General features: G+C 63.9%; 30 protein-coding genes. 22 read left to right on the top strand and 8 right to left on the bottom strand.

Annotated elements, in window-relative coordinates; translation table 11 throughout:
- Positions 1–209: 209 nt before the first annotated feature.
- From IBX22_RS28920 to IBX22_RS28885, 8 genes are all read left to right on the top strand, one after another.
- The gene (locus IBX22_RS28920; protein WP_194818839.1) at positions 210–581 is read left to right on the top strand and encodes a hypothetical protein; all 372 of its coding nucleotides are present in this window, start codon (positions 210–212) and stop codon (positions 579–581) included.
- 343 nt (positions 582–924) lie between these two features.
- Positions 925–1191, top strand: coding sequence for a hypothetical protein (locus tag IBX22_RS28915; protein WP_194818838.1), 267 nt, complete (start codon positions 925–927; stop codon positions 1189–1191).
- 281 nt (positions 1192–1472) lie between these two features.
- Positions 1473–1928: a nitroreductase/quinone reductase family protein gene (locus IBX22_RS28910; RefSeq protein WP_194818837.1), complete on the top strand. Its 456-nt coding sequence runs from the start codon at positions 1473–1475 to the stop codon at positions 1926–1928.
- Positions 1929–2183: 255 nt separating this feature from the next.
- Positions 2184–2633, top strand: a complete 450-nt coding sequence (locus IBX22_RS28905) for a hypothetical protein (RefSeq protein ID WP_194818836.1) — start codon at positions 2184–2186, stop codon at positions 2631–2633.
- Positions 2634–2825: 192 nt separating this feature from the next.
- Positions 2826–3140 (top strand): hypothetical protein, encoded by a 315-nt coding sequence (locus IBX22_RS28900; protein ID WP_194818835.1) that lies wholly within the window; start codon positions 2826–2828, stop codon positions 3138–3140.
- Positions 3141–3288: 148 nt separating this feature from the next.
- Complete coding sequence (locus tag IBX22_RS28895; protein WP_194818834.1) at positions 3289–3582, top strand: hypothetical protein; 294 nt, start codon at positions 3289–3291, stop codon at positions 3580–3582.
- Positions 3583–3769: 187 nt separating this feature from the next.
- Positions 3770–4441 carry a hypothetical protein gene (locus IBX22_RS28890; protein WP_194818833.1) on the top strand — a complete coding sequence of 224 codons (672 nt, stop codon included), beginning with the start codon at positions 3770–3772 and terminating at the stop codon, positions 4439–4441.
- Between the two features lie 149 nt (positions 4442–4590).
- Positions 4591–5934 carry an IS110 family transposase gene (locus IBX22_RS28885; RefSeq protein ID WP_309234826.1) on the top strand — a complete coding sequence of 448 codons (1344 nt, stop codon included), beginning with the start codon at positions 4591–4593 and terminating at the stop codon, positions 5932–5934.
- 122 nt (positions 5935–6056) lie between these two features.
- Here IBX22_RS28885 and IBX22_RS28880 read toward each other — a convergent pair whose 3' ends face one another.
- The gene (locus IBX22_RS28880; RefSeq protein ID WP_194818832.1) at positions 6057–6431 is read right to left on the bottom strand and encodes a hypothetical protein; all 375 of its coding nucleotides are present in this window, start codon (positions 6429–6431) and stop codon (positions 6057–6059) included.
- 315 nt (positions 6432–6746) lie between these two features.
- Here IBX22_RS28880 and IBX22_RS28875 point away from each other — a divergent pair, with 315 nt between their 5' ends.
- The 4 genes from IBX22_RS28875 to IBX22_RS28860 all read left to right on the top strand — a co-directional run bounded on the left by IBX22_RS28875 (position 6747) and on the right by IBX22_RS28860 (position 9139).
- Positions 6747–7088, top strand: a complete 342-nt coding sequence (locus tag IBX22_RS28875) for a DUF5713 family protein (RefSeq protein WP_194818831.1) — start codon at positions 6747–6749, stop codon at positions 7086–7088.
- Between the two features lie 208 nt (positions 7089–7296).
- Positions 7297–7707, top strand: coding sequence for a hypothetical protein (locus IBX22_RS28870; RefSeq protein ID WP_194818830.1), 411 nt, complete (start codon positions 7297–7299; stop codon positions 7705–7707).
- Between the two features lie 169 nt (positions 7708–7876).
- A complete protein-coding gene (locus tag IBX22_RS28865) occupies positions 7877–8536 on the top strand; it encodes a glyoxalase (protein ID WP_228539530.1) in 660 nt (219 codons plus the stop codon).
- Positions 8537–8704: 168 nt separating this feature from the next.
- Positions 8705–9139 carry a YdeI/OmpD-associated family protein gene (locus tag IBX22_RS28860; protein ID WP_194818828.1) on the top strand — a complete coding sequence of 145 codons (435 nt, stop codon included), beginning with the start codon at positions 8705–8707 and terminating at the stop codon, positions 9137–9139.
- Between the two features lie 158 nt (positions 9140–9297).
- Here the strand turns inward: IBX22_RS28860 and IBX22_RS28855 are convergent, their stop codons facing one another.
- Positions 9298–9954, bottom strand: coding sequence for a GNAT family N-acetyltransferase (locus tag IBX22_RS28855; RefSeq protein WP_228539528.1), 657 nt, complete (start codon positions 9952–9954; stop codon positions 9298–9300).
- A 205-nt stretch (positions 9955–10159) separates the two neighbouring features.
- On the opposite strand from IBX22_RS28855, the gene IBX22_RS28850 reads away from it, so the two are divergent.
- The 3 genes from IBX22_RS28850 (at position 10160) to IBX22_RS28840 (ending at position 12290) form a co-directional block, all read left to right on the top strand.
- Positions 10160–10984, top strand: coding sequence for a ribosome recycling factor (locus IBX22_RS28850; protein ID WP_194818827.1), 825 nt, complete (start codon positions 10160–10162; stop codon positions 10982–10984).
- Between the two features lie 89 nt (positions 10985–11073).
- Entirely contained in the window at positions 11074–11667 is a 594-nt protein-coding gene (locus tag IBX22_RS28845) for a hypothetical protein (protein WP_194818826.1), read from the top strand.
- A 194-nt stretch (positions 11668–11861) separates the two neighbouring features.
- Complete coding sequence (locus IBX22_RS28840; protein WP_194818825.1) at positions 11862–12290, top strand: hypothetical protein; 429 nt, start codon at positions 11862–11864, stop codon at positions 12288–12290.
- Positions 12291–12302: 12 nt separating this feature from the next.
- Here IBX22_RS28840 and IBX22_RS28835 read toward each other — a convergent pair whose 3' ends face one another.
- A complete protein-coding gene (locus IBX22_RS28835) occupies positions 12303–13388 on the bottom strand; it encodes an LLM class flavin-dependent oxidoreductase (RefSeq protein ID WP_228539526.1) in 1086 nt (361 codons plus the stop codon).
- Between the two features lie 424 nt (positions 13389–13812).
- Positions 13813–14718, bottom strand: coding sequence for an alpha/beta hydrolase (locus IBX22_RS28830; protein ID WP_194818823.1), 906 nt, complete (start codon positions 14716–14718; stop codon positions 13813–13815).
- A gap of 360 nt (positions 14719–15078) precedes the next feature.
- Here IBX22_RS28830 and IBX22_RS28825 point away from each other — a divergent pair, with 360 nt between their 5' ends.
- Positions 15079–16824 (top strand): ankyrin repeat domain-containing protein, encoded by a 1746-nt coding sequence (locus tag IBX22_RS28825; RefSeq protein ID WP_194818822.1) that lies wholly within the window; start codon positions 15079–15081, stop codon positions 16822–16824.
- Positions 16825–16872: 48 nt separating this feature from the next.
- Here IBX22_RS28825 and IBX22_RS28820 read toward each other — a convergent pair whose 3' ends face one another.
- Together IBX22_RS28820 and IBX22_RS28815 are read right to left on the bottom strand one after the other, a co-directional pair.
- Positions 16873–17436, bottom strand: a complete 564-nt coding sequence (locus IBX22_RS28820) for an AhpC/TSA family protein (protein WP_194818821.1) — start codon at positions 17434–17436, stop codon at positions 16873–16875.
- Entirely contained in the window at positions 17433–18449 is a 1017-nt protein-coding gene (locus IBX22_RS28815) for an oxygenase MpaB family protein (protein ID WP_194818820.1), read from the bottom strand. The genes IBX22_RS28820 and IBX22_RS28815 overlap by 4 nt, the downstream gene beginning before the upstream one ends.
- 186 nt (positions 18450–18635) lie before the next feature.
- Between IBX22_RS28815 and IBX22_RS28810 the strand changes: the two genes are divergently transcribed.
- From IBX22_RS28810 to IBX22_RS28800, 3 genes are all read left to right on the top strand, one after another.
- On the top strand, positions 18636–19244 hold the full coding sequence (locus IBX22_RS28810; protein ID WP_194818819.1) for a TetR/AcrR family transcriptional regulator: 609 nt from the start codon (positions 18636–18638) through the stop codon (positions 19242–19244).
- A 543-nt stretch (positions 19245–19787) separates the two neighbouring features.
- Positions 19788–19997 carry a hypothetical protein gene (locus tag IBX22_RS28805; RefSeq protein ID WP_194818818.1) on the top strand — a complete coding sequence of 70 codons (210 nt, stop codon included), beginning with the start codon at positions 19788–19790 and terminating at the stop codon, positions 19995–19997.
- Between the two features lie 456 nt (positions 19998–20453).
- Complete coding sequence (locus IBX22_RS28800) at positions 20454–21827, top strand: DoxX family protein (protein WP_194818817.1); 1374 nt, start codon at positions 20454–20456, stop codon at positions 21825–21827.
- A gap of 39 nt (positions 21828–21866) precedes the next feature.
- Here the strand turns inward: IBX22_RS28800 and IBX22_RS28795 are convergent, their stop codons facing one another.
- Positions 21867–22229: a hypothetical protein gene (locus tag IBX22_RS28795; RefSeq protein WP_194818816.1), complete on the bottom strand. Its 363-nt coding sequence runs from the start codon at positions 22227–22229 to the stop codon at positions 21867–21869.
- Positions 22230–22654: 425 nt separating this feature from the next.
- Here IBX22_RS28795 and IBX22_RS28790 point away from each other — a divergent pair, with 425 nt between their 5' ends.
- From IBX22_RS28790 to IBX22_RS28780, 3 genes are all read left to right on the top strand, one after another.
- Complete coding sequence (locus tag IBX22_RS28790; protein ID WP_228539524.1) at positions 22655–23071, top strand: DUF6892 domain-containing protein; 417 nt, start codon at positions 22655–22657, stop codon at positions 23069–23071.
- Between the two features lie 198 nt (positions 23072–23269).
- Positions 23270–23482, top strand: coding sequence for a hypothetical protein (locus IBX22_RS28785; protein WP_194818814.1), 213 nt, complete (start codon positions 23270–23272; stop codon positions 23480–23482).
- Positions 23483–23580: 98 nt separating this feature from the next.
- Positions 23581–24117 carry a DUF6882 domain-containing protein gene (locus tag IBX22_RS28780; RefSeq protein WP_228539522.1) on the top strand — a complete coding sequence of 179 codons (537 nt, stop codon included), beginning with the start codon at positions 23581–23583 and terminating at the stop codon, positions 24115–24117.
- Positions 24118–24345: 228 nt separating this feature from the next.
- On the opposite strand, the gene IBX22_RS28775 is transcribed toward IBX22_RS28780, so the two are convergent.
- A complete protein-coding gene (locus IBX22_RS28775) occupies positions 24346–24897 on the bottom strand; it encodes a dihydrofolate reductase family protein (protein WP_194818813.1) in 552 nt (183 codons plus the stop codon).
- Between the last annotated feature and the right edge of the window lie 38 nt (positions 24898–24935).

Raw genomic sequence — 24935 nt, 5'->3', positions numbered from 1 at the left:
AGTGGACCGCTGGACATGGTTCCGGTCAGCGACACCCCAACTCGGATGAGCGCTCATTGCCGGGAGTCGGGAGTCGTTCCGTCCGCAGACCCGCGCTGACCGACTCGGGCCGCGCGGGTAGCGGCAGTTGAGTGCGTTCGCCGACCGGCGCCGCGGCCTGGTAGCTCGCGCGCTCTGAGGCATGTGCGTTCGGCCGTAGCATTGCCACGATGTCCAGCTCTACAACGGTGCTATCCCACAGTTTCGATGGAATCTTCTACCGCATCCAGACGACGTCGTTTGATGTCCAGTACATCATCAGCACTGACGAAGAACCCGAAACCGTAGAGAACGTCGACGTCGAGGTGCGGTTACCGGATGGCTCCCGTTGGAGCGCAACAATGTTCACCGTCGCAGAGATCGTACGGCTCATGGCACGCTGGTCGGAGACCGGAGAGTGCGTAAGCGGCTCCTACTTCTGGTGCGGGGACGGCGTCATCGTCCGCGAACCCGGCGTCAGCTCCATGACCGCGGTCCTCATCGGCCTCCACGATGACGAAAACGCCCTCACAAACGTTCTTCAGCGTCTTGACGAGGACTAACCGCACATCGGCATGTGCGTGCGTTTGGGAAGTGCTGCCAGCGAGCCGGTTTGGAAGACTGACCAACGCGCGGCTCGCGGCAATACAGTGTGTTCGATTACCCACGACTCCGCGCCCGGCCCGGTGCCTGTGCTCGGACGTGGGACGATCAGGGCCTCGGCGACCTGCGGAAAACAGACGCAATAATCTGGCCTTGTGCAGGGCACAAAATCGCGCGAGCGCCCCTGATGTCAGGGGCGACGGAACCTAGGTCTGTGGACTGGGGGCGGTGCGCGCATAGCGTGATCTTGGCTGCTTTCGGGTAGTTGAGCAGGTCGAAAACTAGAGCAGAAGGAATCTTTCGATGAAACGATCACTCGCCGCGGTCACTCTGGCCGGCGCGCTGTTGCTGGCCCCGATGGCCACCGCGAACGCACAGTCCTCTGCCCCAACCCCCGCAAAGGCTGCCCCAACCCCCGCAAAGGCTGCCCCAACCCCCGCAAAGGCTGCGGCCACCCCCGCCGCAGCCGAACCGGTTGCCCTGCCGCCCGACTTCAACCCCTTTCATGTCCTTCTGGAACTGCTTCATACCGGATCGTCCAGCCTCAGCGGCGGATCGAAGGTGTCCTGAGGCTCTGGGCGAAGTAGCGCCATCCGCACACAACGGCCGCCGCACCGATCTGGTGCTGCGGCCGTTTCGTGTTCAGCCGCAGCGGTTTGGAGTTTGAAGATCAACGTTGAAGCGGCACGATCCGTCTGGCACGCGCGCCGTAGTCCGCACTGAAATCGGCATGACAGGGTGTTTTTGCCTCATGCCAGCTCCAGTCATTGACTCAGGGCGGCCACACATGATGCAGTCACGAAAGCTCGCGAAGGTGTCGACAGATGCCGGCCAACTGAAGAGGAGAGGCCATGGGCGACAAGCAGAAGACCCCCGACTGGGTTGCGGAAAGCGGCGCGTGGATGCTGGAAAACGGCCACCGAAGCTTGTTGAAGCTGACCGGCGGTCGCTGGCCGCACAGGCTCGGCTCGATGCAGGCGTTGGAGCTGCACACTATCGGTCGCAAGACCGGTCAGCGGCGCTCCACGTTGTTGAGCTCGCCCATTTTCACTCCAGAGCGGATCGTCCTGATCGCCTCGCTCGGAGGCGCTTCGCACAACCCCGCCTGGTATCTGAATCTCGTCGGCCATCCCAATGTCGAGATCACCGTGCGCGGTGAGACCAAGCCGTACATCGCGCGCACCGCTTCCACGGAGGAAAAGGCCGAGCTCTGGCCCGAGATCACCCGCGGATTCGGCAACCCGTACGACGGATATCAGCGCAGCACTCCGCGGGATATCCCGGTCGTCATCTGCGAACCGGCATGACAGCGGCACCGACCACAACAGCCACCTGATCAATGATTCCGACCGGGCCGCCAACCCGCTACATCTGGACCGCACGGTGCACTGAAATCGGCTATGTGCGTGCGTTGCTGACGCTGAGATGATCTCTGCCCGTTGATCCTCCGAAGACCCACTGGCTACTTCGGGCCGCGCGGATCGCGGCATGTGCGGATGGCTCGAGAATCCAGACGTTCACTCGCATCTCGCCTTCGACCCCGGTCCGGCACAATAACGCTGGTGCGAGTCGCCGACCTAGAAATTGCATTCCGCCGGTACCTGGACAGCCACGGCCGCGCCCTCGACGACCTCGACGCGACCACCGCGATCGACGCTATGACCATGTTCTATGTCCATCACCGCGTGACAGATGTCGACCTCGACAGCGACGGCGACATGCTGCTGTTCCAGTGGGGCATTTATGGCCCCGACCAGCAAGAATTTGTTTACGACATCACGCGCCAAGTAATCACTGATCACGGGGACGATGACAATATCCGGCAGCTCTCACTCACCCTGCACTATCCGATGACGCCGACGTCCCCCACCATCGGAAACGGCAGTCAATGGTGTTCTCACCCCGAGCAGACCGAACATTTCCTGTCGGTGGTTGCCCACCACCCGGCGACATCTCATGTCCTCACCGCTCACCCGCACCGTACCGAGGTCACCTTCGACCACGCCGGATAGCCGAATCCAGATCACCGGTGGGTGCACTGAAATCGGCATGATGGTGCGTTACCGATGCTGGGATGATCCCTGCCCGTTGATCTTCCGCAGGCCCGCGCTGATCGCTTGGGACCACGCGGGTCGCGGCAATGTAGGACGTTGGCCAGGCATCGAAGCGAGGGTTTCTCAGCCCCTGCGTAGCATCTGGTCATCATGAACAGGCGAGAAATCGTAGCTACGGGTTCGTGGCTGTATGCCGACGTCGTTCTCATGCCAGTGTTCGTTGTCCGCCTCGACTACGACTTCTGGTACGAGGTGGCCCGAGAAGAGGGCACACTCGAGGCGGGCGAGGAGCCGTTCCTTGATTCGGCCGGGCACGCCTACTACCTGGCGTTCGAAGCCCTCCGCAACAATGCGTCTTTCTGGCCTGATTCCGGGCCGCACCGTTCAGTTGAAGATGCGCAGATCGCGGCAAAATCGAGGGTGCCCTCTCCGATCACTTGGCAGTCTGGTGAAACACTTCCCTGAAAGATCATCGTTCGAAGCGCCATGGTCCGTCTGGCACGGACGCCGCAGTCCGCACTGAATCGGCATTTCAGTGCGTCCCTGGCTCTGAGATGATTTCTGCCCTTACCCATCACCGCATGGCAGTGTCGACCTCGACAACGACGGCGACATGCTGCTGTTCCAGTGGGGCATTTATGGCGACGACCAGCAAGAATTTGTTTACGACATCACGCGCCAAGTGATCACTGACCACGGAGACGATGACAATATTCGGCAGCTCTCACTCACCCTGCACTATCCGGTGACGCCGACGGCCCGCAACATCGGAAACGGCAGTCAGTGGTGTCCCCATCCCGAGCGGACCGAACATTTCCTGTCGCTCGTTGCCCACCATCCGGCGACAGCTCATGTCCGCACCGCTCATCCGCACCGAACCGAGGTCACCTTCGGCCACGCCGGATAGCCGAATCCAAATCGCTTTAGGTGCACGCACATCGGCATGATGGCGTGTTGCTGACGCTGAGATGATCTGTGCCCATTGATCCCCTGTAGGCCCGCGCTGGCCCCCTCAGGCCGCGCGGGTCGCGGCAGATGAGTGCGTTCGCCGCGCACGAGCGCACTGTTTTGCTCCACCGAATAGACTCGCCCCGGTGATTCTCCGTCCTGACGATGGTGTACCCGATGGCCTGACCTCGCGAGCGCGATCGTATGTCGGCACTCACGGTGTCAAGCTCGAGGTCCAGCCTGCGGAGGACCACCGGCAATGGTGGCTGGAGCGAGGTATTCCTGCGGGCTTGGTCGACCGCATGACGGCCTACCAGAAGAAGTGGGGCGGCCTGCATTTGCCACCCGCGCCGCAGTACGACGGCGGCCCACGCTTTTTCTATCCGGATTCCCCCGAAACAGACAATGCGGGATGGTGGTTCGAAGCCGGTACGCAACGGACCGCGGTGCCGTTCATGTTCATGATCGGCCCGTCCGGTGAGTTCGGAATCCAAGCTGATAGAGCTGGGTGGGTGCCTCTGCATTCGAGCATCGAGGGCTGGGTGGAATCACTCGCCTTGGCCCACCATGCATCGACGTGGGCGCGCCAAATCACCAGGCTCGTCGGCGATGAGCTCGACGGTATCGACTTCGACAACTACGAACCGGTGCGCGAGGTGGTGGGTCTCGCGGACACCTGGTGGCGAGGTTCGGACTCGCTGGCGGCGCTGTACACCGGAGAGGCCGAGGGCCTCGATTTCCCCAGGGCACGTGTTGCGCTGATCTACTCGGGCCTTGATAAGTGGGGGCTGCACGGTGGCGTCAAAGCCGACGCGTAGCCGAGATCGTTCGGGATGCGCCCGGTCGGCGCTCACAACCGGCGGCCCGCCGGAACACCGACATCGCGAATATTTCCAGCGTCGATAGCACGCCATTCGGCTACTTAACACTGGTGCTAGGACCTGATCCCGGCCAGGATCGGGTCCAGGTGCCCGGCGAGAAGCTCCCTAATCGGCTGCCCGCCTGCGTCATTGGTGTGGCTCTCTATTGGCTTGCCTCTCACCGGGTGCCGTGCCGGGAATGGCTGAAGAGGGGTTTGCCCAAAGCTCGAAGTAGCGGTGCCTTCCCGCACGGACCTCACACGCCCGAGACGGGAAGGACCACGCTGGTGGCAGTCATCATCGGAATGGACCCACACAAACGCTCAGCCACGATCGAGATCCTCGACCCCACCGGCAAGATACTGGCCACGGGCCGATACGACACCGACAACACCGGCTATGCCGCAATGCTCACCGCTGCAATGCAATACGGAGATCGAGTCTGGGCGATCGAGGGCTGCAACGGCATCGGCCGCCATATCGCCCACCGCCTGGTCCATGACGGTGAAACCGTGATCGACGTGCCGGCCAAACTCTCGGCACAGATCCGCGTATTCGCCACCGGCAACGGCCGCAAAACCGACCCCGTCGACGCGCATTCGGTGGCGTTAGCGGCATTGCGGTCACCGAACCTGCGCCGGGTCCACGCGGATTCAGAGCTGATCGCGCTGGGCATGCTCGCCGATCGCCGCGACGAACTGGGCCGCGCCCGCACCGACACCGTCAACCGGCTCCACCGGCTGCTGCTCGAACTACTCCCTGGTGGAGCGAAGAAATTTCTGACTGCGATGCAAGCCCGCAAGCTGGTCGCCAGCGTCAAACCCCGCGATCCGGCAGGCAAGGTCCGGCGCCGTCTGGTGGTCGAGTTGATCGGCGAGCTGGAAGCCATCGACAGAAAAACCAAGGCCGCGGACAAAGAACTGCGCCAACTCGTCGCCGAACGGGGTTCGACGCTGACCGAACTCAACGGCATAGACGCGGTCGGCGCGGCCCGGCTGCTCGCGGATGTCGGTGACATCCATCGATTCCGAGACCGGGACCGGTTCGCCTCCTGGAACGGCACCGCCCCCTTGGACGCTTCCTCTGGCCAGCAACAACGCCACCGGCTCTCCCGCGCCGGAAACCGAAAAATCAACCGGGTCTTGCACACCATGGCCATCGTTCAACTACGCCGTCCCAGCACCGGGCGCACCTACTTCGACCGCCGCAGAGCCCAGGGCAAGACCTCGATGGAAGCGATGCGGGCGCTGAAACGGCGCCTGTCGAATGTCGTCTACGCACGGATGCTCGATGACCAGCGCAGACGGGAAACGGCAAGCCCGGGAGGGCAATCGGGGGCGACTACTGACTCCAACGCGACCGGCTCAACCCCGCACACCGGCACTTCGGACAAGCCACAACCCGGACTTACCGCCAACCAGAATAGCCCCGACCTGCAACCCATGTGTTGACACGAGAGGGGAGCCAATACAGTGCATTACCGAGCTGCGAGATGATCTCTGCCCGTTGATCTTCGGGCGTGGCGTGTGGCCGACTCGCTCAGCGCGCACAGCGGCATGTGCGGGCATCTATATCAGCGACGGCCAAACGACACACCGGCGCGGGCGAACTTGCGTTGTAACCGGCGCAGCGTACGAACAGTCTCCTCGTCCCCGAGTCCTGTGGTGATCGACCACTCCACGCCCGAACCGAAAACATCGCTGGCGAAGACGAACTCGGTTGCCAACAACGCGCGCCGCCAATCTCGCGCACCCAGCATCTCTCTCGCCTCCAACGCCGAACGCAACCGCTGCTCCTGCTCGAGCAGATCGGCCACGCTTTCGAAGTCCATCGCGATCGCCAGCGCCTCACTACAGTTAGCCGGGCCAGACCACTCGCCTAAACCCCACCACAGCAGTCGGCGCTCGTCGGTCGTTAGTTCAATCTCTACAAGGTCACCTGGTTCCACCCGCTAAGGGTGAACTACCCACACCGGAACGTCCAAAGAACACGCACGATATTCGGCATGTGTGTGCGTTCTCGGCATGCTCCGCCTGGTTCCCGACCTGTCGGAAATCGAAGCCGAACCCGTCGTCGATGCAGGGCATTTCGTCACAGGGCACCAAGGCTCAGCCGCTGGGACATGCACCTGGGATCTGCTCTACACAGTCAACTGCGGAGGTTTTGACCTGGCAGCGGTTGGTTGCGGTGGCTCGATGTCGGTGGGCTCCTGCATGATCGGCACAAAGTCCTCAACGACAACAGTTCTCGCCGATGGAGTGTCATGCCGATCACGAACCAGCAGGTTGCCGAGCGTAGGTTCTTGCAGCCCTTGTACTCGGACCCGTACTTCCCCGACCACGTTCTCGACAAAGGTGCGGCGATTCTGCAGCGTCTGTGCGAGCGGATCGAAACAGAGAAGCCGTCGGATCTGACGGCCCTGTACGCCCTCACCTGGGCGGCGACGGAAGAGTTCAACCTCCTTGAAGCGGAGTTCGAAGCGGCCGGCAGTGAGATCGAGACGGCGGCGCGGGAGGAGATCGCCGAGGACTTCTGGTTCGTCGCCTCGGCCTACGGGTTCGCGGAGGCGGACGCCGAGGAGCTGATCGCCACCCGAGATTGGTGAGCGGCGGCAGGTGATCGTGTATCGGTCCGCCGCCCTCTGACGGTCACGTCGAACCCGCTCAATCCGGCATGGCGGTGCCTTCGATCAGCACCAAATGCCAACCGCCAGTTGATCTTCCGACGTCTCGCGCGGGTCGGCACGCCCAGCCGGACCAGCGGCATTCGCGGACGTGCTCGCGGGTGTGGTGGCGTGATGGTTCAATCGCTCGATGCGTGGTGACGAGATCATCGGTCAGTGGAGTGTGGAGGCCGGGTATCACAGCTCGATGGAGGATGAGCAGTTCGTCTTCTGGGGTGATGGTGTGGGGTTGGTGGAGTACGCGCGGCCGGGGGCGAGTGAGTGCGTGCTGTTCCGGTGGGTGCGGACGGCGATTCGGACGATGCGGCTCGAACCGCATCGGTGCGTCCGGCGTGACGGCGGTGCGGTTGTGGATGATGATGTGCCCGAGGCGGTCGAGATCGGTTATCGGATTACGCGGGAGAAGCGGCCGTTGATCGGTGAGGTGCTGCCGGTGCTGCACCTGCCCGCGCCGTTCGCGGCGACTCCGGACGGCGGGTACGGACTGATCACACGGGAACCGGCGGTGTATTTCACGAAAATGCGGCGCGCGAGTTCGTGAATCTCGGCATCGACAAAAGCGGAATGACCGAGCCCGCGGTGTTCCCGAGCGAGCGGCGAACACGCTCGCGTGTGTACCGAGCGTCGTGGGGTCATTAGGGCCAATACGCCGTGCTACCGATCAGGAATCGAGAAGCCCCCGCCGCCGCGCTGCCCCTAGCGTAATGATCATGACAACAACGACTTCCACCGCAGCCGACACCGCCCTCACCTCCGTTACCCTCGAGGTGGCCGACCTCGAGGCCGCTCACCGCTTCTACAGCGCCTTCGGCGTGGACACCTACATCAGCCTGCGGGCATCCCAGGCGCAGTCCACCGGATTCCGCGGCTTCACCCTGGCACTCACCGTGTCCGGGCCGGCCACCGTCGACAGCTTTATCGGCGCAGCCGTGGACGCCGGCGCCACGGTGCTGAAGCCCGCCGCGAAGTCGCTGTGGGGCTACAGCGGCGTCGTCCAGGCCCCCGACGGGACGATCTGGAAGATCGCGACCTCGGCGAAGAAGGACACCGGCCCCGCCACCCGCGAGATCGACGAGGTCGTCCTGCTGATCGGCGTCGAGAGCGTGAAGGCCACCAAGCAGTTCTACGTCGGCCGGGGCCTTACCGTGGCCAAGAGCTTCGGCGGCAAGTACGCCGAGTTTGCCCCCGGTCAGTCCAGCCCCATCAAGCTGGCGCTGTACAAACGCCGTGCCCTGGCCAAGGAAGTCGGCGTCTCCGCCGACGGCACCGGCTCGCACCGCATCGTTCTCGGCAGCACCGCCGACGCCGTCACCGACTCGGACGGGTTCGTCTGGGAGGCTGCCGCGTCGCTCGCTCCCACACCGTCCTGATTCCCGGCCCCATCACACCGATTGACCGGTGAAAACGCGCTGATGTGACAGCCGGGTCCAGGCCCGGATGTCCGGCAATATATCTGGAGTCTCAGCTACAGGGCCTCCGGGAAACGACCAGCCCTACGCCGGATCCGCGGTGAACCGGCACAACAACAGGAGAAGATCATGAAGTTCCGGGCCCACGTCGAGCCACCCGAGCCCATGCGGGGCCTGGAAGTTCCGCCCGAGGTGGTAGCGGCGCTCGGCGGGGGCGCGCGGCCGCCGGTAACGATCACAATCAACGGGCATTCCTGGAAGAGCCGGGTCGCGATCCTGCGAGGCCGACACCTGCTCGGCCTCAGCAACGCTAACCGGCGGGCCGCGGGTGTCACGATCGGCGAGGAGGTCGAGATCGAGTTGGAGCTCGACACCGAGCCGCGCGCCATCGTCGAGCCTCCAGACCTCACCCGAGCCCTGGACGACGACCCCATCGCCCGCGCCGCCTACGACAACCTTGCCCACAGCCGCAAGCGCGAACACGTGCACGCCATCGAGAGCGCGAAGAAGCCTGAAACGCGCCAACGACGCATCGAGAAGGCCATCGCCGCCCTGCGGGGATGACCATCGAAGGCAAAGGCAGCGGCGCCCGCATGGCAACTTCGGAACACCGACAACAGCTCTCAATGATCTGCGGATGCTACATAGACGATGTCTTGAGCCGCAGCGGATTTCACCCGCCAGCCGGGCGCGCACGCGGCATGAGCGTGCGTGCGGCATCGTCACGGTTTTGTCGGAACCCCGAAAAGCGGTAGGCACTCCGCCAATCCGGTCACTTCCACCGGGACGCGTGGAGCGGCTTCCCACCGCGCGCGCGTCAGGCGTAAGCGGCGCAGCACCGCCGGCTTCCCCCGGACCGCGTGCATCTCGACCCCGTCCTTCTCGTACCCGAGTTTGCGGGAAACCGCGTGCGACGCAAAATTGTCCTCGAACGCACCCGACACCGCCGAATCGGCCCCGAGCCAGGCAAAGGCCAACTCCAGCACCGCGGCCCGCATCTCCGTCCCCATCCCTTGACCGTGATATTTCAAGCCGAGCCAGGATCCGGTGTTCACCTCCGCGCACACCGCGAAGTCCCGCGCGCTGATCGACTGGGTACCGACCACTTCGCCGTCGCGGAGCACGACGAAGTTGAGCGTCCACGCCGCGACCTGCCAGTCGGCCCAGCACCGCCAGTGCCACTGCAGTAATCCACGCGCACGTTCATCCGGTCCCACATCCGTCCACGCCGCCGTGAACGGCTGTACCGCCGGATCATGCACTCCCTCAGCCGCCAACCCGGCAAGTGCACCCAGGTCCTCCATGCCGGGCATCCGCAACTCCAGCCGCGGCGTACGCACCCGCAATCCGGGCAGCGGCCAATATGACATCAAGCTCATGCCGCACATCATGACGAGCGAACACCATTCCCCGCCAACGAATTTGGCGCGCACGGCCCCGATCCGCGGCAGCAGCGTACGGTCGGCACATCTCACTCCATTCCGGACTCGCGCGCTACGCTTGCTGTCGGGCGGGTGAAAGATCATGGGGAACAGCGTCACTCGCTACCAGCCTGTCCCCATGCCGAGGTCGCGAGGTCCCCACATGATCAACGATGTGCACAAGGATGCCGTCCTACGCACGGGTGAGCCCTACTCCGCGTTTTCGAATGCGATGGCGGAATTGCTGGGGACGGGTCCGCTCGACAACATCCTCGTGGACTACTACGGATCGAAAGTGCCGCTTCCGGAGGTGGCGCACGTGAGCACCAAGGGCCCGACATCCTCGGTCGCTGCCTTCGAGACTGCGAGCGGTGACGCGATTCGGCAGGCTATCGTGCGGGCCGGGTTTCGGGTGCGCGTCTCCGGAAGAATGATCAAAGTCGCTGCGCTACAGCCGAACCCGCAAGAACTGAGCGCGGTAATCGACGAGCAAGCCGAACAGGCGCGTGCCCGGGTCCGCGACGTGCATCGCGACCTCAATGATCAATGCCGCACGCGGTTGGCCGAAGGGGCCTTCAGCGAGGACGAGGAACGGCATACTCGGTCGGCGGTCCAACGCTTCACCGATGAAGCTATCGGCCACATCGACAGTGCCGCGGTGCTGTACAAGGCCATAGCGACAGGGCTCCATCCGGTGCCACCGGATGACGCCCCGGACTGGGACCTCCTCCGGTTCGCCAACACCTACGACGGCTACGCGGCATTCGACGACAACCTGATCGAGCTCGGTCGGGCAGTCCAGCAGACGCGGCAGTCGTGGGATCGGGCCGGCGAGTTACCGAACGATCTAGATCTGTTGCGTACCTGCCTTTTCCTCGAAGCGAAAGCACATCGCCGTCGCGGTTTGAACGGTCAGCCATTCATCCGAGCCTTGGTGGCCCGGATCAGAGATGTTTCAGACGGCATGGTGTCGTGGAATGCCCTGTAGCGGAATGGATCCGCACAACCGCTCAGCCATCCTGGGGTGCGGCAGGAACTTTGAAGAATTCCTCAATAGCGCCACTCTACCCTTACTGCATGTTCAAGAAACTTCCCCGAATCCTCGTACCGCTCGCGGCCGTCACGCTCGCATTCGGTTCAGCATCCTTGTTGCCTCCTGCCGCTAATGCGGACAACCGCGAGGAGATAACCGGGGCATGCAGCGCATATACCAACGAGCAACTATGGCAGACCAGCCTGCGCTGGGCACGAGCACGTGAAAGAGTCTGCTACGAAGAGAATTCGAAGCGCGAGATTCGCGCAGTTGTGCAGTTCCAGGTCGACTGGCCCACCAATTGTTCATTGTCGGTCGGCCTCCCGCCGCAGGTCGGGGCCGGGTGTCCCATCGACGCGACGATGAAAAGGGCATCCCTGAGCATGCGGAATGTTGAAATGGCCTTTACCTACCGGCTGCCCGGGGGTCGTGAGAAGAATGCATCCTGCAAGTTCTCGGACAGATGGAACACCGAGAATTACGGCTCGAACCTCACCAAATCGTGTCGCACAACCTGGCATCCGTGGGCCAAAGGAGACTTGCGCATGACGATCGACAAGATGCAGGTGGATGTCATCGACGACGGTGACATTTCCAAGGAGCTCCTGCCGATATCCAACACCTTTTACATCAACTGAGACAGCCGAAACCTGGGACGCCAAAGGCAATCTCGTCGGATCCGCCACTCAACTCGCCGTGGTCCGCGTCCCCACCGACCGCACACGGCAATCCGATCGGCGTCAGATGCCCACCGCCGGTTGACCTTCCGAGGCCGGTTCGCGCGACGACACACCGGTCCGACGGCGTGCTGGCCTTCGGTATCGCAGGCTGCATGTTGGATGTCCGCATGAACCGTATCCGCCACCGATCCTTCGGCCAGCTCGGCATCCTGGTTTTGGCATTGGCGTTGACGCCAATGGCTGTTCCCGTCCCGGCGTCGGCGGCCGGGAAGGTCGTGCTCACCAACGCGGACTCTGCCAGGTCGGTAGAGACAACGCTCGGCCACGACATCGAGGTCCGGCTCACCAACTACCGTGAGAACGGAATCACTTACACGTGGCAGCTTCCGGTATCCAGCGACGAGACGACCCTGCCGCGCACCTCCGCCAGCGTGACTCCCGCCGGCAACGCCGTAGCCGTTTTCCCTGCAAACGTACTCGGCGACAACGTGATCAGCGCAGAACGGAGCTGCCACCCCGATCCGGACCGCAAATGCCCCTCCGTCATGCATCCGTGGAAAGCCACAGTGCGCGTGAAGTAGTCGACCGGCGCGTCACGCCACCGCGAGCGGACCTGGTCGCCGTTTCCGCAGCTTGCTGATCAGCCGACGTTGTTCCCGGAGTCCGGCCGCGGCCAACGTCGGTTTGACCGCGGAGGCGAAGGCGTAGAAGAGGATGTGATTCAGGCCCGCGTCGAGGTAAGGGTCCAGCCAGCGCTCGACGTCGGCGGCGGTGCCGGAGGGCATCAGGGCGCGCACCAACTCGGGTGTGACGTGCTTGCTGTATTCGGCGAAGCGCTCGCCCTCGAAGACGGCGGGATCCACGTGCGAATAGCCGGGATTGTCCGCTCCGAGCGGGTGCGTCGCTCCGGCCGCGGTCCAGCTTGCTCCCGGCATGACCAGCGCCATGGCTTGGACGAAGGGCGCGCGGCACAGTTCATCGAGGACACGCTGGTCTGGCGCCAGCAGCGGGGCCAGTAGGGCGCTGCGGTGCAACGTTTCCGGGTCGCGCCCGGAGTCCTGGGCGCCGCGCACGAAATGGGTCGCGGCGGTGTGCCAGGAAGTGGTGGTGTCGTTGAGGATGAACATCCAGCCGTCGCCATGCTGCCCGGCGATCCGGCATGCGCGTGGGCCTTGCGCGGCCACCCACACCGGGGGAGTCGTGCCATTGAGCGGCGGCAGCCCGAATCTGGCCTCGCGCCAGTCGTGGAACGGCCCTGTGTGCGTGAGCAGTTCGTCGGGGGAGGCCCACGCGGCGTGCAACGCGGTCAACGCGTCGGCGAGCCGCCCGGCGCGCGGCTCGAGCGTCAACCCGTAGGGGACGGTGTTCTCGTATTCGCCGGACCCGATTCCCAGCACGACCTTGCCGCGCGACAGATGATGCAACGACATCCACGCCCGCGCCAGATCGGCCGGACTGCGCCGCACCACATCGGTGACCGCGACCCCCATCACCGGCCCGCGCGGACGAGCCCAGCGGGCCAGCGCGACTGTCGGATCCAGGTAGGCGTCCAGCGAGGAAACGAAGCGCGCCATCGGCGAGAACCGAATGTTCCACGCGGCAGCGGGAAACGCGGACTTGGTGTGGTCGGAAAACCACACATCATCGACCCCCAGCAGACTCGCGGTCCGCATATTCATTTTGATCGCCCACACGGGAGCAACAGGCTCGATCAAGGACCCGATCCGCACCCGATCACCCTGCGGTCGAACCTTGTACGGACTTTCATGCCGGTCCATCGCCACCCCCCGAGAGGAATCCTGCTCGATTTATAGCAAGAAGCTAGGACTCCTGACCCGGAAACGGGCGAACGGGTGCTCGGGTCAACTTGTCGGACCCTGGGTGTATTACGGGGATCTGTCCGCCGCGAACCGTTGGGACGCAAGGGAATTCACGATTCCTTCAATTGTCGAATGTCGTGTCCGCGAGGCTGCCCGCGCATCGGCGGCGTCGCGATTTGGCAGGCAGGGGAGTGGCATCGGGTGCTTCAGCGCTTCCCGCCCACACGCCAATCCGGGAGTCGCCGAGATGCTCTGGCGACCCCCGGCATGGATCCGGCGGCAATCACTCGAGCTGACCGGTGAGCCAGGTTTGGATGTCGTCGAGAGCGGCCCGTGCCATCGGGGTCGGGTGTCCGGTGAATCCATGTGGCGCGTCGGGGTAGACCTGGAGTGAGACTTCCGCGCCGAAGGCTGCAAGTCGAGCGGCCATAGCCAGGTTGTCCTGAAGCAGGATGTCCGCGGCGCCGACGACGATCAGGATTGCAGGCAGGTCGTCGAGTTCGGCGTAGATCGGGGAGAGGTCCGGGTCGGTGCGGTCCGACGCCGTCTCGGCGTAGGCTTCGAGGAAGTATTCGTCGGCGATCAGACGTCCGGCCGGGGTTCGCGCGCTCAGGTCGTAGGTTCCGAATTCCAGTACTGCACAGGCGAATTCGTTGACTCCGCGATCCCGCAGACGCAGCAGTGTCGTCATCGCCAGCGTCGCGCCGGCCGAGAAGCCACCGACAGCAAGCATGGTTGTACCGAAGCGCTGCGCGGCGTGCTCGATGAGCCAGAGTGCGGCGGTCTCACAATCGTCCGGTGCGGCCGGCCACGGATTTTCGGGCGCGAGCCGATAGTCCACGCTCACCACCGCGACGCCGAGCGCGTCGGCGAGCCGGCGGTTGCGGAGGTCGCTGCCCGCGGCGGACCCCATATAGAAGCCGCCACCATGGATCTCCAAGAACACACCCTTCGCCCTTCCCGCGGGCGTGTGGATCCGCAGCGGGACGCTCCGCCCGCCGACCGTGGCGAGTTCTTCGACGGCCGGTGGATCCGCCGGAGCGGTATCGGCGGCAGCGGCTCGGAAGGCGTGCAGCTCTGCCACACCGTTCGGACCCCGACCGGCCGCTCGCTTTTCATAGAAGGCACGGGACTCGTCGACGAGGGGCCACAGGCGAGGGTCGATCAGCGCGGTCAGTCCGAGTTCCATGGTCACCGACCGTACCCACTGGAATGAGGCCGGGCTGGTCAGGCTGTGGGAAACCGCTGGCCGTCGATCCGGCCATCGACACCACATGGAGTCGATCGCTTCTGATGAACGGGAGCTGTACCAGGTCAGCTACAACCCGAGCGGCCGAGTCGTCGAGGGCTGCCCTGTCGATCAAAGTCACGATCGGACTCCCGTGTCTGGCTCTTGCCCTTCAACCAACGCCGCACCGCAGCGATGCTATTCGTCCTCGGCGGCACTACACCAGCGGATTCTTCCAGCCGAGGCATCCACTTTTCCTGCAGCGCAACAGCTTCACCCATCCGGTGGGGGCTTCATCACATTGTCCTAGAGTGATCCATCATGGGTAGGGGAGTGAAGGGTTCGACGTCACCGTGGGAGGCGTTCGTAGTCGCGGCGGAGCAGAGCGATCGTGATCAGTTGATTCAGCTGCTCGATGCTCATCCACAGCTGGTCTCTGATCAGAAGGTGGCGGGTGGCAGAACGCTGCTGATCGCGGCCACTGCTGTGGATTCGGTTGTGGCTGTGCGACTTCTGCTGGAGCGGGGCGCTGACCCGCACGCCGTCACGCACCCGACCAGCATGTCGGAAACGGCGCTGCACCTCGTGCGCAGTGCAGCGGTCGCTGAACTGTTGGTCGCCGCGGCCGGCGGGAAGGGCTTGACCGCGCGCGACAGTTTCGAGCACACGCCCCTGCATGTCGCGGTGCGCAGGGGACGGGTCGAGGTGGTGCGCGTGCTGCTCGGCTGGGGAGCCGACCCGTCCCCGATCGCGCGGACCTTCGCTGATTCCCGGTACCCGATCACGCCGCTGGACATGGCCGCCGACCCGGCAATCGTTCGCCTGCTGCTGGCTGCGGGAGCATCGGTGCACACCCGTATACCCAAGCCCCCCTTGCACACCGCGTGTTTGGCGGTCTCGAAGGATGCCGCGTGGTTTCCCGTTGTCGATCTGCTGCTGTACTACGGCGCCGACCCTCTCGGACTGGACACGTACGGGGAGACCGCGCTCGAAGCTCTCGAGCCGGACGCACCCCAGGAGCTGCGTCTGAAACTCGAAGCGGCATCAGGGACGACAGAACAGTCCATCGACCTGAAGTCGGTCAAAACCGTGGCGGGTGACCAGCAGGGACTTGCCATCCATCCGTACGAGTGCCGGGCGCTCACCGCGATGTATAGCGGAAACGTCGTCGTCGAGTGGCAACTCGAGCCGAACATCGAGCCGGTCCGATACCACTGGCTGCGGCCGGGCCGGGTAGTGCGTCGCGGTCCGATCGGTTCGACTGTCGGCGAGGCACTTGCTTTCGCCGTCGACGGTGCCATCGAGCTCACACACTGGCGAGAACTCGACCGGCTCGCCAAGATCCCCGCCGACCTGTTGCCGCAATCCTCTTCAGTGCAGGCTGCCTGGTCTCCGGATGGCCGCTTGCTTGCCGTCGTCGGAGGCGAAGAGGTGGTGGTCATCGATGTCGAGCACATGATCGGACACCGCCAGTCCGACGACTGTGACAACGCTTACGGGGATTGGGCCTTCGTGCCGCAGTTCTCGCCGGACGGCCGGAAACTGGTGGTCGGCAACTCTGGGCAGGGCCATCCTTGGGATGCCGTACTCGACCTCGCCGCCGACGGCACCATCGAATCCGGAATCGATGTCGAGGAGCATCCGGACGACCCCACGCTCGGCTACAGCGTGGTTGTTTCGGCTGTGGTCTTCACCCCGGACGGTCGTAGTTTCGCGACCTGGCGACGTCCCGATTACGGCCGTAGCGAACCCAACGGTTGCCGCGGCGCGGTGATACTGCGCGACTGCGCGACCGGCGAGCCTGTTTGGCATCGCGTCATCGACGACGAGAGCGCTGGTGCGCCCGGTGAGGCATACAGCGCGTCGTTGTGCTTCACTGCCGACGGTTCCTGGCTCGCAATCGGCCTGGACACCGGAATTGTCTGGCTGCACGCAGAAACCGGCGTTTCGGCAGGCACGGATACTACCGTCGACGCAGTCACAGGTCTGGCCTGCGCTCCGCACACTGGCCTGCTCGTCGCGACATTCGATGGTCGTCTTCGTCGCGTCGGCCCTCCCGCTGGATAGTCGTCCGAGATCGTTGGTCGCGCTCGACCAGAGCGGATGTCAGATCCCCTACTCGTGTGCTTGCGATGCGGGGTGTTGAGAGCGTGCGGTTCGGAGTTGTTGCAGCATCGTGTTGATCGCTTGGTTGGTGATGAACGCGGCCAGGTGGGGGTTTCGTGTCTCAGCGATGACGCGGCCGCCGGGCAGTACCAGGAACGCCCCTCCGGATTGCCGGCGAACAGGTTTGGGTGTTCGCGCGAATGCCGATCCGAGCAGATAGCGCGCCTGCACCGCCGTTCGCGGGCGACGGAATGTGTTGCGGTAGAGCCCGAGTCGTTGATATAGGACGCGGTCGGGATCGAGCAGGATCGGAACTCTGCTGCGCGCGCTGGTGTGGAAGTGCACGCCGTCGCGTGGGGTGCCCATGCCGATGGTAAGCGCCGAGACTCCCGTGGCGGTGAGGGCGTCGAGAGTTGTTGTGAGCTCTGCGATCTGGCGGTGAGCGGCGTGGTGGGTGAGTTGAGGTAGCAGGACGATCAGGGCGGGGGACTCCTGCCAGAAGGTGCCGAGACGGTGACGGCGGTGGCGGTGGTCGAAGAGGACCTCGTTGGCCACGACATCGAAGCGGGTCACTTGGTGGCCGCCTTGCCGGGCCGATCCGCGTTCGGTCCGAGGGTGCCGCCTTTGCCGTGCTGAAGATCTATGGCCCAGTTCGGATCCAAGGATTGACGGCCGGTACCGGGACTGTGGCGCAAGCCGTTGGCCTTGTATCCCCAGCCCTCGTACCCGAAGAACGGCACGATGGTGCGATCCACCGGCGCGGTTCGGGCGAGGGTGGCCGCGCGGCGCACGAGCGCGTCGGCGACAGCGAATCGTCGTGGCTGCTCGGGGATTCCGCAGACTGCGCGCATGCCCGGGCGCAGCGTCGAGAAGACCGCGGTGCCGACGATTTTGTTGATGCGGGTCGTGCCGACCAATCCCATGATCGCCGGGGCGGCAGGCGGATTCATGAAGAACTCGACCAGTTCCTGTGCTGGCCTGGTGTAGGCCATCGTGTGTTGTTCGGCATCGTCGAGCCAGGCATACACCTGCTCCGGTGTGCGCGGAACGGCGTCGCGGGGTATACCTAGTAGTTCGACCAGCACGTGCTGTTCGCCCCAGAATTCGCGTTCGTCCTGCTCGGTCAGGATCTCGCCGCTGTACTTGCGGTAGGACTCGATCAGGCAGGGAAATCCCGCCAGATAGGTGAACAGCAGCGCCTCGATCTGGTTCGCGCGGTAAGGCTGACCGGTTGCGGGCTCCACTCCGTTGACGTGGGAATGGCGCCGGAACAGGTCCCGGCCGGTTTTCAGCGCGGTTGTGGTGTCGCCGTAGACCATTGCCATGAACATGGCGTTGCTGCGCCGCACCCGCCCATACACATCGCTCATATAGGTGCTGTGTTGGCCGACTCCTGCCGCACCGACCGGATCGAGCATCGCCGCGACCGAGCCGGCCAGCCCGGCCATGGCGATGACCACCGGGTTCTCATAGATCCGCCAGCTCACCGAACCGGGGCCGAAGAATCCGTCGTCACGCCGTGGTGCATTGGCGATCGCGAGCGCTTTTCGGCCTTGCTCACCCTGCAGGCCCACCAGTGTGTCCATGGAATCTCCCTCGACCCGCCACGCCATCTGACATGACGTCGTAATTCGAATTAGAGCGTAATCTCAACTCGGCGGAGATGGCAAGGGTTTGTCTGGGACAGTTGCCGGGCGCGGGCCCATGCTGCGAGCGGGTGGCGTGGTCTGCTGGAATCACATGTACGGCAGGCGAAGTAGAGAGGCGAGCGAATGCCCAAGGCTCTGACCCGGGAGGAGTTACAAGCGCGCACGCGCGAGCAGATCCTCGCGGCGGCGGAAGTCGTGTTTCGCACCCGTGGATACCACTCCACCACGATGGGTCAGGTCGCTGCCCAGGCCGGGCGCTCGCACGGTGCGATCTACAGTAACTTCACCGGCAAAGAGGACCTGTGCCTTGCGCTGCTGCAAGCGCATTTCGAACAAGTCCTGGCAGACCTATCCCAGGCTGTTCTGGCCGTCGACGGGACCGAGGCGAAGCTGGAAGTGATGCAGCAGCAGTGGGCACAACTGCTGGAACAACCCGAATGGATCAGTCTGGCAGCGGATTTCGTCATGGCCACCCGCAACAGCCTGGAGCACGAGCAAGCCAACCGAGCGACCATCGACATTTTCACCGCTGGTCTCCAAGCGCTGCTGTACTCCCAAGCCGACGCTGAGGGCGTGACGATCACCGACCCTGCACTCGTCGAGCAGGCGATAGCGGCGCTGCTCGCAACTGGTATCGGGCTGGCTGTGGGCCAAGCATTGGGCGCTGTCCCTCGCGAAGTCGCGACAACCGCCTTCATCGAGAACGTGCGCACGTGGATTCAGCGCGTCTAATCCGTCAGTTATAAGCCGACATCCGATAGCGAGCCGACTCGTCCTGAGCGACGGGCCTCCGGCGGATGTTCTTGCTGACCACGCCGACTTGTTTCGCGCAGATAACCGAGTAGAGGGTGGCGGCCCGATGCAATCGAGCCGCCACCCCAGCCTTCCCCGGAAACGGGGCGAGCGCTGCATCCAAGCCAGGGCGCCAACGATTCGAGAACCGCGGCACCGACTCCGCCCTCTTACTGGGTAGATCCGAAAGTGGATCGACTGACCGTAGGGCTCACCCGCTAGTGGAGTGGCCATTCGGCGCGCGTTGTCGGCGCATCCCCTACAGGGATGAGATGCCGAGACCCATACTAGCGGGCCACTCGACATCGCCGGCCGCCGTCAATGCATCCCGAATATCCTGAACCGCAGACGGTTTGGTGTTCGGCCACATTGTTCACTCGCGGCGTGATGTATTCGCCCAATGATCTCCCGCAAACCCACGCTGACCGCTTTGGCCGCGCGGGTCGCGGCTAGTTGTCAGTACGCCCGAGGAGACTTCCCAGCATGAGTGCGCCCGACCCTCGAGTACGCCCACCCCGACTGCCCGGGTCTCTGATCGTGGGACTGGTCGAAGCACACCAACGCGGCGCGTTGCACTTGCCGATATTCCACGCCGAGGATGTCCTGCCCTTGCTGGACGGCGACGACCGCGAAATCGCCGCCGCCGCAGTCCTCCTGGAAGCACAACGCCTCTTCTACCCTGGAGGTGCTTGATGGCGTTTAGCCACACTGGAGACGAGCGATCTTTTCGGGAGCCCCGGACAAGCCCACTACCGCCGAGGCCACAATGATCGCGGGTAGTGCGACAGCGAACCGCCATGTGCGACGGTTGGCGCGAGCGGATATGGCGAGGATCAGCTACGGCACACCCGGTGCCAAGCTCGCCGCGCTGCTCCAATAGGTGACTTCGGGGCTCTGATCTCGGGTCAGGAGTATCCAAAGCACCCACAGGCAGCAGGCGGCTCCGAGCGTGGTGACTACTACCATCCCCGATCTCCAAGCCGCTGAAACTGGTTGGGGAGAAACAGAACGCGTCACCATGGTCGATCATCCTCCACCCTCCGCGGCGGAGCGCTCGGGATCAGAACTACACCTCCACAACCTCTCCACATCTGTGCTCACCGCGCTGGCTAATCTGACGCAGTGCCCTTGTGGGGAAAGGGATTGTGAATGAGCGTTCGAACCGTCGAGCCGGGCCTCGATGCCGAGGAGCCGGAGCGGCCGGAAGCCGAGCGTTGGAAGCTGATCACTAGGATTCTGGTTCGATTCGGTCTGATGTATTTCGGCCTGTTAGCGTTGCTGTCTCAGGTCATCCTGGAATTTCCTGGACTGGTGGTGTGGTGGCGGCCGATCGCCGTGGAATGGCCGCAGCCGGTGGTCGAATGGGTGGGGCGCACGGTTTTCGGTACTGCGGTTGTGCGCCGGGACTCGGGCAGCGGCGATACTGCCTATGACTGGGTGCTGTCGTTCTGCATTCTCGTGATAGCGGTGACCGTCACGGCGGCGTGGAGCGTCCTGGACCGCAAGCGCACCGAATACCGCACGGCGGCGGGCTGGTTGCTGGTGTTCGTGCGGGTGTGCCTGGCGGGGACGATGCTGAGTTACGGCTTCGTCAAAGCCTTCCCGCTCCAAATGCCGTCGCCGTCGCTGACCCGGTTGCTGGAGCCGTTCGGTGATCTCACGCCGATGGGCGTGCTGTGGAGCCAGGTCGGGGTGTCGCCGGTATACGAGAGCCTGCTCGGAATCGCGGAAATACTGTGCGGCGTACTGCTTCTCGTGCCGCGCACCGCGGTGGCCGGGGCGCTGCTGACCGTAGTCAGTGCGGCGCAGGTGTGGATTCTGAACATGACCTACGACGTGCCGGTGAAGATTTTGTCGTTCCATGTATTGCTCATGGCGCTGGTACTGGTGGCCCCCGAGGCGTACCGAATCACGGCGGTATTGCTAGGCAACGCCGCCGGACCGTCGACCGCGCCGCAACCCTTCCGGACCTCCTGCGGACGGCGGGTCGTCGCGAGGATTCAGGTGGGGCTGCTGGTATGGCTGATAGTGGTAGGGACGGTCAATGGCGTGGTGTCCTGGCAGCAGCGCGAGTCCAGATCGGAGTTATACGGGATTTGGGAGGTCAGCGCGTTCACCCGGGACGGGCAGTCGGTACCGGCCTTGCTCGGCGATGGAACACGTTGGCGTCGAGTGGTGTTCGAACAGCGCGCCACCGCGGATATCCAGACAATGGATGATCGGTTCCAGCGCATACGGGCGGAAATCAGCGATGATGCACAGCGGCTCATGCTGCGTTCTTGGAATGAATCCGACTCCGCCGCACCGTGGGCCAGCTTCACCGTCGAGGGTCCCGCGCCGAATCGGCTGCGGCTCAATGGTGAACTGGATGGACATCCGGTCACGGTGGAACTGACCCGCTACGAGGCAGACCATTTCACGCTGCGGCAGAGCGGATTTCATTGGGTCACCGAATTCCCCAACAACAATTGTGTTTCGGGCCGACCGGCATGTCCCACACCGTCGGAATCGTCGACGAGGTGATGTCCGCTGCTGGTCCTGGCGCGGGGGACTGTTCGGGGGTCAGCCGCCCGCACTGCCGGTGAAAGGTCGCGTCCTGCGTTGTTCGCAGGCCAGCTTGTCGGCGTCGGGCCGGTCCTCGCCGGAACGGGCGCAGCCCTTCGAGGTGTAGCCCTGGGCGTTGTAGCCCTGCCGGTCGTAGCCCCAGCGGTCGTAGCCCCAGCGGTCGTAGCCCCAGCGGTCATAACCCCACCGGTCGTAGCCCCAGACGTCGAAGCCGTCGGGGCCGTAGGGGTCTTCCGGCTCAACAGGTTTCGGAAGCGACGGAGGCGTGACGGGCGGATTGGTCGTGACCGGCGGTTTCGTCGTGACCGGCGGGGTAGTGGTCACGGGCGGCACGGTGGTGACCGGCGGCGCGGTCGTCACGGGCGCGATGGTGACGGGTGCGGTTGTAGCCGGGGGTTGATCAGGGGTTGCGAATGCTGGTATGACCAGCGCGGCCGGAGCAAGAACCACCGTCCCGGCGACTGCGGCCAGCAAGATCGACTGCCGACCCGTGCGTGGACTTCTCCTCCACTGAGACATCGTTGACCTCCAACTCGAGACAGGCGCGCTCGCCGCACCCGAGTCCCTATCGGTCGAATGTCCAAATTTGCTACACGGCAGAGAGTTTCGCCTCCCACCCGTGGCGGGGAAACCTGCTCAACGCGCGCAGATGGCCGAACCCCTCCCACATAGGGTGATCAGCACCACGGAGTTCGACGCACACGATCATCGGTACGGGAGTGTGTTGCCGGTGCTTCGACATGGTTGTCGTAGGCCGACGTTAGTTTGGGCGTGTGACTAGGTTCGTGGACTTCAATCTCAAACTGGCAGTTATCGAAGAACTCATGTACGGGGAGTCGGCGAAACTTGCGCCCTGGTCCCTCGAGGACACGCTGGAAGCCCAGGGATTCGATGGTGATCTCTGGGAGTACTCCGCCGACAATTATTTCGACCAGGTCATGCCGGAAGCGCAGGCCTACTTCGAGGGTCTCGAGCTTTCGACCGAACTGCTCAGTGGGGTTGAACAACTCATCTTCGATGGAGGCTGTCAGGTCTACGCGGAATGCTGCCCACACTGGGATGGCGAGGGTGAGCAGTTCGACGTCGCCAGTCTCGACGACCTTGAACTCCTTCCGAATTTGAAGCGGGTTCTAGGTGCGGAATGGCTTGCGCCCCAGCTTCAGGCGGATCTGCGTGCCCGAGGCGTCGAGTTGATCGACTAGCCTCATCGCAATCGACACGACCGAACCTGCTGAGCCGCAACACCTCTGGGTGGCGCGAAACAGTTCTCACCTGACGGTGCATGCCGAGGCGGCGGGCGGCCGACGGTGGTACAGCGACCGCGGTACGTGTGTGCTGTCGATACCGCCATGGGCTGAACGGCCCTTCCTCCGATCCGAAATCCCTGAAGCGAGACCGCAATGCCCAGATCCTTCTTCGGCTCCTTGTTCCGCGCTGTCGGGCGCATCATCGCCGGTGCGCCCGTGCTGGTTCTGTTCCTCGTCGTGGCAATGCTGGTCGGGCTGTTCGGCGCGGTGCTGCTGCTGACCAACTCCGGACCCACCGCCCCGCCGTCTCCGACCGTCACCACGACGCGCAACTGCGCGCCGTTCGCCTGCACGATTGGCCAGTAGATGCGCGATCGGAGGCATGGCGTGTGGCGCGTCAGCACTTGCGCTGTATCCAGCAGTAGGGAATAGTTCGCCGGTTCGGTTCTGCTCGAGGAGGTTTGGTGGGGTTGTTCAAGCGGAGAAGGAAGTCCGGTGAGGGGTTCGGGGAGCCTGACCTGGCGGCCTTGCTGGCGCAGGGTGAGGACATGATCGGGCAGCTGGCGAACGCGCACATGTCTTGGGGGCTGGGCTCGGCGGATCGGTGGGATCTCGACCAGCGCACAGGTTTGATCTCCTGGACTTTTCCGGACCAGACCGCGACAGCTCCGGCGCAGATCATCGGCAGTTACAACCCATCGGCCGGCACGTGGATGTGGGCCTGGGCCAACAAGAGCATCCTTCCCGAAATGAGCCGCGACTCCGAAATCGTCTGCGATTGGGCGAATGCCCATGGATATGCGGGTTTGGCTGAAGCTGTCGTCGAAGCCGACGATGAGATGGCAGCCACGCTCGCCGCACTCGTCCTTCGGGTGACCGAAGCGACCGGCTTCTACAGAGGCACTGGCACCGCATCGATACCGTTTATCACCTTCGGCCCGGTCACCCTGACCTCGCGGGATGGTCAGACGTCGACTTTCGCGATCGAGGTCTCGACCTAAAGCGTTGTCCGCCGGTGTAATTGCCTCCGGCACTGTTTCTGGAGAACGGTCGCGCGCCTGACGCCCGGCTCAATCCGGTATCCCGATTCCTCTACGAGATCGCCGATTCGACGTGGTGTTGGTCGGTCACGCCGCAGGACCTCCTCGATACCGCGCGGGCGCTGATCGCCCAGTATCCGCAGGTGAACTGCTGTGCGAGAAGAGAACACAGCCCACCGTTGGCGGACCTCAGTCGACGAGATAGCGCAGCATCACCACGGTGTTGAAGTGCCTCGTCTCGACCAGTCGAAGCTTGATGCGCTTGTCCAGCGATGGGAGGAACGGTGTGCCGCCGCCGAGCACCACGGGCACGAGGAACACCTGGTACTCGTCGACGAGCCCATGCGGCAGCAGGGAGGCCGCGAGATTCGCGCCACCGACCTCCATAACGCCATCGCCTCCCTCCTTCAGCTTGCGGACCTCCTCGACCGCGTTCGCACTGACCAGGGTGCTGTTCCAATGGACCTCGGTGAGCGTCCGGGAGAAGACGACCTTGGGCTTCTCCGTCCAGAGCCCGCTGAACTCGCGCTGGATGGGTGGCGCGTCTGCGGGCACGTGCGGCCAGAACTCGGCCATCAGCTCGTACAGCCGGCGGCCGTGCAGCGAGATCTCGATCGCGCGGTAGCGGTCGTTGTGGAACTGGTGCAGCTCGTCGTCCGGGTCGGTCCAGTCGATGCTGCCGACGCGGTCGTTGATGTAGCCGTCCAGGGACACACTGAACCCGTAGATCAGTTTCCTCATGACCGGTTAGACCTCCTGTGCGCTCGAAACTCATCGGT

Source organism: Nocardia sp. XZ_19_385 (assembly GCF_015355755.1).
GTDB lineage: Bacteria > Actinomycetota > Actinomycetes > Mycobacteriales > Mycobacteriaceae > Nocardia.
The sequence above is the reverse complement of the archived record's forward strand: the minus strand, read 5'-3'. Positions and strand labels throughout refer to the sequence as shown.